The sequence below is a fragment of the Nocardioides sp. genome (genome assembly GCF_014360585.1).
Lineage (GTDB): Bacteria > Actinomycetota > Actinomycetes > Propionibacteriales > Nocardioidaceae > Nocardioides.
In genome coordinates this window covers 33,545-46,076 of sequence record NZ_JACIXG010000041.1, presented here as the reverse complement: position 1 = coordinate 46,076, position 12,532 = coordinate 33,545, and the positions used below count along the sequence as shown (strand labels likewise).

Sequence of the window (12,532 nt, the reverse complement as noted above, 5' to 3'; positions counted from 1 at the left end):
TCGGCCGAGTGGGCAGAGCCGTGCCCACTCGGCCGACGTACCTGACGTCTCGGCCGACGCGGGTGACGCCTCGGCCGACGTACCTGACTTCTCGACATCGAAAGGAAACCCAGGATGAGCATTCTTGAACGGTTCGAACTGACCGGCCACGTGGCTGTGGTTACGGGGGCGGGGCGCGGGATCGGGGCGGCTACGGCGGTCGCGCTGGCCGAGGCGGGGGCGGACGTGGTGATCGCGTCGCGGACCGAGAAGCAGCTGCGGGAGGTCGCCGAGAAGGTCGAGGCGGCGGGACGGCGGGCGTTGGTGGTGCCGGCGGACCTGGCGGACACGGCCGCGACGGCCGGGCTGGCCGCGGCGGCGTACGAGGAGTTCGGGCGCCTCGACATCGTGGTCAACAACGTCGGCGGGACGATCCCGAACACGTTCCTCGACACCGACGAGGCCTACCTCGAGGAGGCGTTCCACTTCAACGTGACCACGGCGCACGCACTGACCCGGGCCGCGGTGCCTTACCTGGTGAAGAGCCCGGACGGGCAGCAGTCGGTGGTGTCGATCAGCTCGATGATGGGGCGTACGGCGGGGCGGGGCTATCTCGCCTATGGCACCGCGAAGGCGGCGCTGGCGCACTGGACCAGGCTGGCCGCCACCGACCTCGCCCCACGGATCCGGGTCAACGGGATCTTCGTCGGGTCGGTGCGGACCAGTGCCCTCGAGTTCGTGGCCGGAGACGACAACATGCGCAGCGAGATCGAGTCGAAGACCCCGCTCGGACGCATCGGCGAGGCCGAGGACATCGCCGCCGGGGTGGTCTACCTGACCTCCCGAGCCGGCCAGTTCGTCACCGGGAAGCTGCTCGAGGTCGACGGCGGCACCGAGACGCCGACGCTCGACCTCAAGCTCCCCGACGTCGGCGCCTGATCCTCAGACGGCTAGACCGTGACGTCCTTGTGCCAGGACTCGGTGACGTAGTCGGTCACCCAGCCCATCGACTTGTAGAGCCCGTCGGCGCCGGTGGGGCTGTCGGCGTCGACCTCGAGCGAGACCCGGTCACGCCCACGCTTGATCGCGTCGCCGATGACGGTGTAGAGCAGGCCCTTGGCCACCCCGCGGCCGCGGGCATTGCGGTTGACGCCGATGTACTCGACGTACGCCCCCTCGACCCCGGCCGCGTTGGCAGGGAGCACCGAGGCGACCAGCGAGCCGGCCGGCAGCCAGGCAGCGTCATCCGTCTCCGCCTCGGGGTCGTCGACGTACGCCAGCCACCAGTGGTCCCAGCGATGACCCGGGTCCTCACGCAGCCGCTGCACGAACTCCGGAAAGCTCTCCCGGTAGGAGTTGAAGTGGTCCTGGAAGGACTCCTCCAGGGTCTGGTGGACGGTCTGCAGATCGGCCGCCACCGGCATGCCGTTCTCGTGGGTCTCCACCGGGCGGATGGCGACGCCCTCACGGAGATCGGGCACCTTCTCGTCGGGCAGCACCGGCCGGCTCATGTGCAACCAGGTGCGTCGGTTGGTGAATCCCGCGGCCGCCAGCCACTCCCGCTGCACGGTGTCGTCGGCGAACGGGCTCGCGTCGAGGTGGGACTCGGCGATGCCCCGCAACTCGGCCATCGACCGGGCCTGCTCGGCGAGCCAGGCATAGAGCCCGGCCGCCACCTCCGCGGCCTGGGCGATGGTGCGGTCGACGTAGAGATAGACGAGCGTGCGCCCCGCGGCGCGGTCGTGGGCGATCGCCCAGGCTCGTACGTCACCGTCCGGATCGATCGCAACGAGCTGCTGTCGGGTCCAAGAGGCAGGTCCGGCGATCTCGCCGGCGATGGCGTCGGCGTCGACCTTTCCGGACCCCTCGAACGGTGTCTTGTCGACCGCTCGAAGCCTCAGAAGTGCAGGGAGTTCATCGAGGTCGGGGACCTTGGCCGTCCATCCGGTAGGGAGTTCCACGGGCGTCTCGCTCTGGTCGCTCACCCGGCCATTCTCCCAAACGTCAACTGACGTCTGCCCACTGGTCCTTGCCCGGGACCAGCACAGACGCGCCGGCAGTGACCTCGGCGAGGAGGGTCTCGATGCGTTTCTCCTCCGCCGGAGGGGCCCCGATCCGTAGCGTCACGGCCGTGTCATAGGAGGTCTCGAGGACCGATACCCCCGCCGATCGCAGGTCGGTCTCGAGGCGGCCGGCAGCGTCGTACGCGACCTCGATCCGATACTCCCGGACCAGCTCTCGCCTCAGCGTCCCGACCTCGGCCAACGCGGCGCGGACGGCGTCGGAGTAGGCCCGGACGAGGCCACCGGCGCCGAGCAGCGTCCCGCCGAACCAGCGGGTGACCACGGCGACCGTGTCCGAGACGTCCGCGCCACGAAGGACCTCGAGCATCGGCGCCCCCGCGGTGCCGGCCGGCTCGCCGTCGTCGTTGGACCGCTCGACGGGCTGTGGCGGCGGGCCGATCCTGAAGGCCGAGCAGGTGTGGCGGGCGTCCCAGTGCTGCTTGCGCAGCCGCTCGACCACCGCCCGCGCCTCGGCCTCGTCGTCGACCCGAGCGAGCGTGCACAGGAAGCGGGACCGCTTCTCCTCGATCTCGGCGGCGCCGTCGCGGCCGATGGTCAGGTAGTGCATCTCGCCTCCAGAGCCCATGTCACCACAGGCCGAGCACGCTGCCGCCGATGCGGATGATGAACCCGGCGACCACGACGATGAAGAAGACTCGGACGAACCCGGCGCCCTTCGCGACCGCGGTCCGCGCCCCGAGGTAGCCGCCGATCAGGTTGCACACGCCCATCACCAGGCCGGTCTTCCACAGCACCGCACCCTGCGGGATGAAGACCATCAACGCCGCGAGGTTGGTGGCGACATTGGCCATCTTCGCCTTCGCGCTCGCCTCCAGGAAGGAGTAGCCGAGGAGGCCGACCAGCCCGATCACCAAGAAGCTCCCGGTCCCGGGACCCAGCGCGCCGTCGTAGAAGCCGACCGCGAACCCGACCAGCATCGCGCCGATCACGTGCCGGTGGTCGTCGTACCTCAGGGCCGTCAGCTCACCCAGGGACGGCTTGAAGAGCACCCAGGCGCCGACCAGGATCAGCGCGATCAGGACGATGGGCTCGAAGACGGTCTCGGGAAGGTACGAAGCCACCCCTGCCCCCAGGGCGGAGCCGACGAAGGCGAGGATCATGAGTGGGATGAACGTCTTCGGGTCCGGCCCCACCCGCCGATAATAGGTCGCCGCGCTGATCGAGGTGCCGAAGATCGAGGCCAGCTTGTTGGTCGCCAGGATCTGCACCGGCGCGGCGCCGGGGAGGAACAGCAGCAGCGCCGGGAGCTGGATCAGCCCGCCCCCGCCGACCACCGCGTCCACGTACCCGGCGGCCAGGGCCGCGAGGGCGAGAAGGGCGAGTACGTTCAGCGTCTCCTCTGGCACGAGCGCAGATTACGCGGCGGGATGCTCACCGAGTTAACTCGGTCGATGTGTGGTTGCCTCGTGGAACTCCGCGAGGGAAGTGGGCGCTCACCGAGTTACCTCGGTGAGCATTCAGCCGGCCCACCAGCCACGACCCCCGAACGCATCGGGATAGCCCCCGTAGGTGTTAGACGTACGCCGCGCCGTCCTGTCGCCGAGATAGGAGCCGACCACGGCGGCGCCGAGGTCGTCGAGCTCGGGGGCGACGACTCGCCCCTCGACGCGGCGGGCCATGGAGTCGATGAACCGGGCCAGGCCGGGGTCGTCGCCGAGGCGGAAGAAGGTCGTCTGGGCGCCGAGGCGGCGGGAGTTCTCCAGCTCCTCGACGGACTTCGCGATCGTCACCGGGTGGGGCGGGTAGGAGAACCAGACCTCACCGCCCGGCTCCAGGTGGGCGGTGGGCTCTCCGTCGGTCACGATCAGGAGCACCGGCTGGGCGCCCGGGTGCTTGCGGAAGTGGCGGTTGGCGAGCAGCAGCGCGTGGTGCAGGTTGGTGCCCTTGTCCCAGATGGCGTCGAGGGCGGTCAGCTTCTCGATCTCCATCGTCTGGGCATGGCGACCGAACGAGATCAGCTGCAGGTCGTCGTTGCGGAAACGGCTCTTGATCAGCGTGTGCAGCGCCAGCGCGGTGCGCTTCATCGGCACCCAACGGCCGTCCATGGCCATCGAGAAGCTGGTGTCGACGAGGAGGGCGACCGCTGCCTGCGTACGGGCCTCTGTCTCCTGGACCTCGATGTCGTCCACGGTCAGCCGCACGCCCGGCCCCGACCGGCCTTCTCCGACCTCTCGGATGACGGCGTTCGTGATCGTGCGAGGTACGTCCCAGGGCTCGGTGTCGCCGAAGGCCCAGGGGCGCGACGAGCCGGAGAGGTCACCCGCGGCGCCGGCGCGCTGCAGGTCGCGTTCGCCCTGGCGTCCGGAGAGCCGCTGCGCGACGTCTCGGAGCAGGGCCTTGCCGAGCTGGCGCATCGCCTTCGGCGTGAGCCGGAGGTCGCCGTCGGAGCCGCGTTCGAGCTGGCCGGAGTCACGCAGCGCCTGCTCGAGCTCTCGCAGGGTGCGCGCGTCGACCGCGGCCTGGTCGCCGAGCTGCCGGGCGAGGGCATCGAGGTCGATGTCGTCGAGCCGCGAGCCGGCGTAGGACTGCTGGAGCTGCTCGGAGAGCTGGTCGAGCTCGGCGATGTCCTGCAGGACTCCGGTGCCGTCGCCGAGGCCGAGTCCCTCTCCGCCGCCGAACTCCTCGGAGCCACCCCAGTCCTCCCCGGGGCGCGCTGCCTGCAGGTTGGCGTCGAGCTGTGCCATCTGCTCCATCAGCGCGGGCGACCCGAAGGCCTGCTGGGAGAGCTCCATGAGCTCGCGGCGCTGCTCTGCCGACATCGAGTTGAGCATCCGCTGAGCGGCCGCGGAGCGCTGCGCGAGGGCGTCGAGCAGCTCGTCGATGTTCTGCGGGTTCTCGGGGAAGTACTGGCCGTGCTTGGCCATGAACTCCTCGAAGTCGGCCTCGGTGTCCTCACCGCGGTTGTGCTGGTCGAGGAGCGTGTTGAGGTCACGGAGCATCGCCGCGATCGCCTCACGGTCCTCGTCGCTGGCTCCCTCCAGGGCCTGCTTCATGCCCTTGAAGCGCTGGTCGAGGACCTCTCGGCCGAGCAGGTCCTTGATCTCCTCGTAGGCCTCGCGGGCTTCTCGCGAGGTCCAGTCGTAGGCGGAGAGCTCGCTGACCGCGGCGGCGGTGTTCGGCGAGAGGTTGTCGATCTGCATCTCCCGGAACGCGCGGTCGCCGTCGTCCATCGTGACGTCGCGGGCGAGCTGCTTGCGCTCCTCGAGGACCGCCTTGTCCAGCAGCTCGCGCACCTGCTCGAGCGTGCCGTCCAGGTTGTGGCGCTGCAGCAGCTCACGCCGCCGCTCGGCGATCTGCCGAGCGAGGTCGTCGAGGCCGCGCTGGTCCTGTCCCCCGCGCCGCAGGAACTCGCGCATCGCCCGCTCGGGCGAGTAGCCGGACATCACGTCCTCGCCGATCGCGTCGAGCGCCTCGGCGATGTCGACCGGCGGAGCGAGCGGGTCACCCCCGGCGTACTTCTTGTAGCGGCTCATCAGTGCCCCGCTGGTTGAGCCGGAGTCGTGAGGTACGAGCGAATCCGTGTCGAAACCAACACGGTCGCCTGCTGTGTTGGTCTCGACACGCGCTCGCTGGCGCTCGCGCGGCTCGACCAGCGAGAAGACTCAGCCATAGATCGTCTCCCCGCCTTCGGTGTCTTTGCCGATCTTTCTGGCCAGGAACAGGCCCTCGAGGGCCAACTCCACTGCGCTGGCTAGCTGGCCGTCGTTCTTGGGACCGCCGGTGGACTCGTAGACGCGGTCGCCGATCTGGTCGTAGAGGTCGGACTCGCCCAGGACCGGGAGGCTCTCCAGGAAGGCGCGGGCGGTGACCTTGGTGCCGGTGGTGACCATGCGGCCGTCCTCGATGGCGTCGATGAGCAGCGCGAAGTCGATGCCGCGGAAGCGCTTTCGGACGGTCTCGGCGATGGCCGTACGCAGCAGGTGGGTGAGGATCTCCGCCTCGCGGCCCTCCTCGCCGGACTCGAACTCGATCTTCCCGGAGAGCACCTCGACGGCGGTCTCCAGGTCGACGAGGCGGGCGACCGCGTCGGCCTCACCCTGGACGGTGGCCCGGTGGAGCGCGGCGGCGGCGACGGTCTCGGCCCCCGCGATCGAGAAGCGCGCGGAGACCCCGGAGCGCTGGTCGACCGCGGAGGAGCCGCGTAGATGACGGGTGAAGACGGCCAGGATCTCGAGGAGATGGTCCGGCACGTCGGCGACCAAGGTGGCCTCCTGCCGGATCACCGCCATCTCCGCCTCCAGTTCGCGCGGATAGTGGGTGCGGATCTCGGCGCCGAAACGGTCCTTGAGCGGGGTGATGATCCGGCCGCGGTTGGTGTAGTCCTCCGGGTTCGCGGAGGCGACGACGAGCAGGTCGAGCGGGAGCCGCAGCACATAGCCGCGGATCTGGATGTCGCGCTCCTCCATCACGTTGAGCATCGCCACCTGGATCCGCTCGGCCAGGTCGGGCAACTCGTTGATCGCGACGATGCCGCGGTGGGAGCGCGGGATCAGGCCGAAATGGATCGTCTCCGGGTCACCCAGCGAGCGACCCTCGGCGACCTTCATCGGGTCGACGTCGCCGATCAGGTCGGCCACGGACGTGTCGGGCGTGGCCAGCTTCTCCGAGTAACGCTCGGAGCGGTGCTTCCACGCGACCGGCAGCGCGTCGCCGGCCGTCGCCGCCAGCCGCTGGGATCCGACGCTGACGGGCTCATAGGGGTGCTCGCCGAGCTCCGATCCCTCGATGATCGGGGTCCACTCGTCGAGCAACCCCACCAACGTACGCAGCAGCCTGGTCTTTCCCTGGCCACGCTCGCCCAGCAGGACGACGTCGTGCCCGGCGATCAGGGCACGCTCGAGCTGCGGGATGACGGTGTCCTCGAGCCCGTGCAGACCGGGCCAGGGGTCCTCTCCGGCGGCCAGCTTCGCCAGCAGGTTGTCGCGGATCTCCTGGCGGAGCGACTTGAACACGTGGCCGCTCTCGCGAAGCTGGCCGAGGGTGCTGATCGTGGGTGCGGCAGTCACGAACGCAACGCTACGCCGCCGCCCAACCTTGGTGCTGGTGGCATCATCCCGGTGTCGGTCAGCCCTCCATGCGTCCCGCGCGAAGTTTGCCGATTTCGCGGACCAACAGCGGTGACCTCGATAGCCTCGTCGGGCAACTCCACCAACTCGGAAGGACGATTGTGATGAAGCGCAACATTCTGCGTCTAGGTACCGTCGCCGCTGCGACCGCTGTGATTGGACTCGCCACGTCAGGCGGTGCACACTCGTGGCAGGGAAACGCCGGCGAAGACGGTTGGGAGGGCGGAGCTGTGGCGCCTGCTCACATCGTTGCTGACGGCCCCGGAGATGCCTGGGAAGGCGGCGCATAGTTCGTCATCGCGGGCTGATTTCGAGATCCGAGGCCCTGCCGTCTCGGATCTCGTTCTATTTCCGGAACCCGTGCGATGGCGCCGAGGCTCGTGAGTAACCCCTCGACCTCCTCCCGAGTCAGCTCGGTGTGGTCGAGTTCGCCGACTTCGTCAAGGATCCCGAGGACCTCGTGGAGAGTCTCTCGCGCGTGAGTGCCCCGATCAGTCTTCCGTTCGATCTTGGCGCGACGGAAGAGCAGCCGGGCTTCGCTCCACCGATTGCGATTCTGCGTATGACGTGCCAACTCGCGGCACAGGTGCTTTTCAGCATCGTCGTAGCGTTCCATCCCGATCAGCGCGTCGATCAAGGTCGCCCCAGGCGCGGCGGACTGAGCGTCGACGGGATCTGTGCCGATCTCCCCTTCGAACAGCGCAAGCGCATCTTCATAACGCCCCATCCGAACGTAGACCTCAGCACGAGCGATCAAGCTGTTGCGTACGCGAACGTCGAGGCCGGCTTCGACCGCGACGGCATGCGCCTCCTCGAGGACCAAGACAGCCTCCTCGAACGCCCCTATTGCCGCCATTGCCTGGCCGTAGTTCGACAGGGACATCCCAAGCCCCATTGCTTCTCCAGCCTCGCGAAACACCGCCGCTGCAGCGCGGAAATCTGAGATCGCACCAGACAGGTCGCCAGCACGCGCACGGGTGATCCCTAACTGATTCCGCACATATGCGGCGTCAACGAACTCCCCTGCTCGCAAAGCTGCGTCCACGCCGATCTCTTGGAGTTCAAGGGTGTCACTGGGTGGGTGCCGTATCGCGAAGAACAAGATCTTGTTGACCAACTGGTACGCGGGAGAGTGGAGCCCCAGACCCGCAGCGAGCCGAACGGCGCTCCCCATGTTGAGCCACTCTCGATCACCCCAGGAACGCGCCTGCTGCGCGGTCGCGAAGGTCAAAGGCGTCACTCCACCTACGACCGGATCAAGCCTCATCATCCCAAGCGGCCGACGGTCAGCAACGGCGGCAGCGACAAGGGAGTGCGAGTACCAGCTCAATAGTCGCCGGAGTGCCTCACCCGACTCCTCCGCCGAGCCCAGCTCCAGCGCGTAGTCGCGGATCAGGTCGTGGAGCACGAAGCGGCCAGGGCGGTGCTCACGGACGAGGTTGGCGTCGACCAGCTTGTCGACCAGGCGCCGCGCGGTCGCGATGTCGGCGGCGAAGAGCGCCGCCATCGCCGGCATCCCGATCTCGTGTCCGGGACGGAGGCCGAGGAGGCGGAAGGCACGCCGTGACTCCTCGTCGAGGGAGTCGTAGGACCACGAGAAGACCGCGCGCAGGTCCGAGACGGGATCGAGCGGCGCCTCCAGCGCGGCCAAGCGGCTGGTCTCACCGTCGAGCTCGGCCAGCAGGTCGGTCAACGAGAGGTCGGGGTAGCGGCTGCAGCGCTCGGCCGCGACCGCGAGAGCCAGCGGCAGGTGCCCGCACCGGTCCGCCAGCGCGCGGATGTCCGCCTCGCCCGCGGACCGGTCGACGAGCCGTTGCTTCAGGAAGGCCACCGACTCCTCCGGAGCGAGGGTGTCCAGCGCGATCCGCCGGGCGCCTTCGCGGGTGGCCAGGCCACGCAGCTGGCTCCGGCTGGTCACCAGAGCCAGCGAGTCGCTGCCCGGAAGCAGGGGACGCACATGGGTGGAGTCGCGCGCGTTGTCGAGCACCAGAAGCATGCGTCGCCCAGCGAGGGTCGTACGCAGCAGGGCCGAGGCCGCATCCACCTCGGCCGGCACCGAGGCGACATCGACACCGAGCCCGATCAGCAGGGTCGTGAGCGCCTGAGCGTGCGAGAGCGGCTCACCCGGTCCATAGCCACGCAGGTCGATGAAGAGCTGCCCGTCGGGGAAGTGCTCGGTCCGGCTCCGTGCCCAATGCACGGCGAGGGCGGTCTTCCCGACTGCCCCGATGCCGTGCACGGCGACCACGCTCGGCCAGCCGACGTCGTGGGAGATCGTGACCGCGTCGAGCAGCCGGAGCTCTGCTTCCCGCCCCGAGAAGCTGGGGATGTCGGCCGGAAGCTGCCGCGGGACCATGTCCTCCTCCGAGACCCGCTGCGCGGGCACCATCGCCTGCCCTTCGGGGTCCTCGGTCTGCGGAGCGGTCGGCGAGGCGCCGGACAGCAGTCGGGTGAACGTCGAGCGCAGCTCCGCGCCGGGGTCGGTGCCGAGCTCGTCGGCCAGCCGTGCCCGGACCTCCTCGAAGGCCTCCAGCGCCTCGGCCGTACGCCCCGCGGCGTCCAGCGCGTCCAGGAGAACCGCCCACAGGGACTCGCGCAGCGGATGATCACCCACCACCCGGCGCACGTCGGCGACCGCCTTCGCCGCACGGCCCGCAGCGATGTCGAGCTCCGCGCGATGCTCCAGGGCGGCGAGATAGCGGTCGACCAGCCATGGCCGGGTGCGCTCGGCGAGCGACTGCCCCGCGGAGTCGTCGAACGGGTCGGCGCGCCACAGCTCGATGGCTGCCTCCAGCCGCTCGTACGCCTCAGGACCCTGGGCCCCGTCGAGCAGGTCGACGAAGGCGAGCGCGTCCACGGACGAGCGCGGCAGGTCGAGGATGTAGCCGCCGGCGGCGCGGCGTACGACCTCCTTGCCGAGCACGCGACGCAGCCGCCCGATGTAGGTGTGCAGGCTGCCACGCGGGTTGTCAGGGAGGTCCTCGCCCCAGATCCGGTCGGCGAGGAGGTCGGCGGAGACCGGGGTGCCGGCTTCCATGGCCAGCAGCGCGAGCAGCGTGCGGGGGCGTCGTCCCGGGACCTCGATGAGTTCCCCTGCACGACTGACAAGCAGGGGCCCGAGAAGACAGATGCTCACATCCGTCACCGAAGTATCCCCGCCTCTCCTGAGTTGAGCCTCGCCTAAACAATAGTGGCTGACCTTCTTGCCCTAGGACAGAAAAAAGTGCGTTCTGATACACACTGGGCTCATGTCCCCGTTCGGCAGTATTCCCGGCAGTTCTCCGCTGCAACAGCAGTGTCCGTGCGGCAGCGGGGAGCGCTATGCGATGTGCTGCCACCGGCTGCACCGTGGCGGTGCCCTGGCCGAGACTCCGGAGGAGCTGATGCGGAGCCGCTATGCGGCGTACGCCCTCGGGGACTGGGACTACATCTTCCGCACCTGGCACCCGGGGACCCGCCCGGACGATCTGGGCGTGGCCGCACCCGACCCGCGGCTGACGTGGACGGGTCTCGAGATCGAGGGCTCCGGGCTCGACGACGACACCCATGGCTGGGTGGCCTTCCGGGCCTCCTACCGGGCTCCGGCGGGCGACGGCGTGCTCGCCGAGCACAGCCGGTTCGAGGTGCGTGCCGGACGGTGGCTCTACGTCGACGGCGAGATAGCCGACGTTTGACCCGAAAGCACGCATTCGCGTGGGTTTGAGGCAGACAGTGGAGAAACTGTTGCCGATATGTGGACGCGGGCGGGTCCGGCAGGACAGACTCTGACGAGTGACCACCGACGCGACCGACGACCTGTCCGGTCTCGAACCATCGGCGCGCTCGCTCCTGGACGCGGTCATCGCGATGTCGAGCGAGCTCGATCTGAGCGCGATGCTGGAGCGGATCACCCGGTCTGCCTGCGAGCTGACCGGAGCGAGCTACGGCGCGCTCGGTGTCCTCGACGTCGACGGCGACCTGCAGGACCTGATCACCTACGGCCACCAGCAGGAGCCGACGCTGCAGGTCGTGGGGAAGAGCCGGGGCCGCCGAGCCCGCCTCGATGACGACGATGAGCCAGCATCGACGACCCGGCCCAGGGGAACCACCGCTCCCGATCCTCTTTTGCCGGTCGCACCCCACACCTCTGATGACGGCGGCAGCCACGCTCTGCGTACGGGCGACCCCGGCAAGCGCAAGTTCATCGAGGTGCCGCTGCGGATCAAGGACCACGACTTCGGACACCTGCTCCTGGCCGAGAAGGCCGGCGGCGCCGACTTCACCAGCCACGACGAGCAGCTCGTCGTCGCCCTGGCCCGCGCAGCGGGCGCCCAGATCGACAAGGTACGCGAGCTCGAGCTCAGCGAGCAGCGCCGCAGGTGGCTCGAGGCGAGCGCCGAGCTCAGCCGGGCTCTCACCCCTCCGCTGGAGCACACGGTCGCGCTGGAGCGGATGTGCGAGACCGCGCTACCGCTGATGCGAGCGATCGGGGTCGGTGCCGGCACCCGCATCGAACACGGTCTCGTCTCCGGGGTCGCGGCCGTGCCCGGCCAGGAGGAGCGGGTCCGCGCGGTGACCGAGAAGGTCCCGCTCCTGATCGACCGGCGCATCGTCGAGCCGTTGGACCTCGAGGCCGACGGGCTCTACATCGTGGTCGCCCCGGTCCGCTCCTCGCTCGCCGGACGCGGCGCGCTGCTGGCGATCTACGACAAGGCCTCCGCCGCGCACGACGAGCACGAGCGTGAGCTCTTCTTCGGTTTCGCCGGACAGGCCGCCCTCGCCCTGGACCGGCTCCGTGCGGTCGAGGATCGCGCCGACCTCGCCGTCATCACCGACCGCGACCGGATCGCCCGCGACCTGCACGACGTGGTCATCCAGCGTCTCTTCGCGATCGGCCTCCAGCTCGAGACCCTGGGCCGCAACCCGCAGCGCGTCGAGGACCTGCCCAAGCGCCTCTCGGAGCAGGTCGACGCGCTGGACCAGACCATCAAGGACGTACGCGGCTCCATCTTCGACCTCAGCAACCACGACGCCTCCTCGCTGCGTGCGCAGGTGCGCGAGGTCGTCCGGGAGTACGCGGGCGTCATGGACTTCACCCCGGAGATCAAGATCACCGGGCCGGTCGACACCGCCGTTCCCGACTCGGTCCGCAACCACCTGCTTCCGGTGCTGCGCGAGGCGGTCTCCAACCTCGCCCGGCACGCCCAGGCCCACAGCGCCCAGATCGAGCTCAGCCTCCAGGACGGCGAGGTCAAGCTGGTCGTACGCGACGACGGCGGCGGCGTCCCGGAGGAGGCCGAGGAGAGCGGGCTGAAGAACGCCCGCTGCCGCGCGGTCCAGCTCGGCGGTCAGCTCGAGATCGGCCCGCGTCTGCCCAGCGGCACCGAGCTCGTCTGGCAGGTGCCGATCACCGCTGGGGTCTGA

The 12,532-nt window shown here is 69.4% G+C and carries 9 protein-coding genes; 3 read left to right on the top strand and 6 right to left on the bottom strand.

Features of this window, described 5'->3' with window-relative positions; all coding sequences use genetic code 11:
• The first annotated feature begins 114 nt into the window (after window positions 1-114).
• Window positions 115-918: an SDR family oxidoreductase gene (locus H5T77_RS14865; RefSeq protein ID WP_292650496.1), complete on the top strand. Its 804-nt coding sequence runs from the start codon at window positions 115-117 to the stop codon at window positions 916-918.
• Window positions 919-929: 11 nt separating this feature from the next.
• Here H5T77_RS14865 and H5T77_RS14860 read toward each other — a convergent pair whose 3' ends face one another.
• From H5T77_RS14860 to H5T77_RS14835, 6 genes are all read right to left on the bottom strand, one after another.
• On the bottom strand, window positions 930-1,940 hold the full coding sequence (locus H5T77_RS14860) for a GNAT family N-acetyltransferase (protein ID WP_292650495.1): 1,011 nt from the start codon (window positions 1,938-1,940) through the stop codon (window positions 930-932).
• Between the two features lie 43 nt (window positions 1,941-1,983).
• The gene (locus tag H5T77_RS14855) at window positions 1,984-2,610 is read right to left on the bottom strand and encodes a YigZ family protein (protein WP_292650493.1); all 627 of its coding nucleotides are present in this window, start codon (window positions 2,608-2,610) and stop codon (window positions 1,984-1,986) included.
• A gap of 19 nt (window positions 2,611-2,629) precedes the next feature.
• Entirely contained in the window at window positions 2,630-3,409 is a 780-nt protein-coding gene (locus H5T77_RS14850; protein ID WP_292650491.1) for a TSUP family transporter, read from the bottom strand.
• A gap of 111 nt (window positions 3,410-3,520) precedes the next feature.
• Complete coding sequence (locus tag H5T77_RS14845; protein ID WP_292650489.1) at window positions 3,521-5,536, bottom strand: vWA domain-containing protein; 2,016 nt, start codon at window positions 5,534-5,536, stop codon at window positions 3,521-3,523.
• Between the two features lie 129 nt (window positions 5,537-5,665).
• Window positions 5,666-7,069, bottom strand: a complete 1,404-nt coding sequence (locus H5T77_RS14840) for a magnesium chelatase ATPase subunit I (protein ID WP_292650488.1) — start codon at window positions 7,067-7,069, stop codon at window positions 5,666-5,668.
• A 301-nt stretch (window positions 7,070-7,370) separates the two neighbouring features.
• On the bottom strand, window positions 7,371-10,274 hold the full coding sequence (locus H5T77_RS14835) for an AfsR/SARP family transcriptional regulator (protein ID WP_292650487.1): 2,904 nt from the start codon (window positions 10,272-10,274) through the stop codon (window positions 7,371-7,373).
• A 103-nt stretch (window positions 10,275-10,377) separates the two neighbouring features.
• On the opposite strand from H5T77_RS14835, the gene H5T77_RS14830 reads away from it, so the two are divergent.
• Both H5T77_RS14830 and H5T77_RS14825 read left to right on the top strand, forming a co-directional pair.
• Window positions 10,378-10,803, top strand: a complete 426-nt coding sequence (locus H5T77_RS14830; protein ID WP_292650485.1) for a YchJ family protein — start codon at window positions 10,378-10,380, stop codon at window positions 10,801-10,803.
• Window positions 10,804-10,900: 97 nt separating this feature from the next.
• Window positions 10,901-12,532, top strand: coding sequence for a sensor histidine kinase (locus tag H5T77_RS14825; RefSeq protein ID WP_292650483.1), 1,632 nt, complete (start codon window positions 10,901-10,903; stop codon window positions 12,530-12,532).

Excerpts from the sequence above, each read along its gene's own strand:
- H5T77_RS14830 (WP_292650485.1), top strand. The coding sequence starts at position 10,378 with ATGTCCCCGTTCGGCAGTATTCCCGGCAGTTCTCCGCTGCAACAGCAG.
- H5T77_RS14855 (WP_292650493.1), bottom strand. The coding sequence starts at position 2,610 with ATGCACTACCTGACCATCGGCCGCGACGGCGCCGCCGAGATCGAGGAG.
- H5T77_RS14865 (WP_292650496.1), top strand. The coding sequence starts at position 115 with ATGAGCATTCTTGAACGGTTCGAACTGACCGGCCACGTGGCTGTGGTT.
- H5T77_RS14845 (WP_292650489.1), bottom strand. The coding sequence starts at position 5,536 with ATGAGCCGCTACAAGAAGTACGCCGGGGGTGACCCGCTCGCTCCGCCG.